The organism is Methanococcoides sp. NM1 (assembly GCF_900774285.1).
Taxonomy (GTDB): Archaea; Halobacteriota; Methanosarcinia; order Methanosarcinales; family Methanosarcinaceae; genus Methanococcoides; species Methanococcoides vulcani.
In genome coordinates, this window is the sequence record NZ_CAAGTW010000041.1 from 1 (window position 1) to 240 (window position 240).

Consider the following 240-nt stretch of genomic DNA (forward strand, 5'->3'; position numbering starts at 1 on the left):
TGCACCGGCCAGTGTAACCAGCCTGGACGAATCAAGTGTTAGTGGTAGTTCAATAACATGGAACTGGACTAATCCTGCTGATCCAGATTTCAGTCATACCATGATCTATCTTGATAATGTGTTTACAGCCAATGTCAGTGATCCTGACAGTTCCTATGTAGCAACCGGTCTTGATGAAGCTACCATCTACCAGATCAGTACAAGAACTGTGGATACTGACGGTAATATCAACATTACCTG

Annotated in this window: 1 pseudogene; it reads left to right on the top strand. The window is 43.3% G+C overall.

What is annotated here, in order from left to right:
* Positions 1-240: pseudogene (locus E7X56_RS11905) on the top strand (fibronectin type III domain-containing protein); the annotation flags it as partial.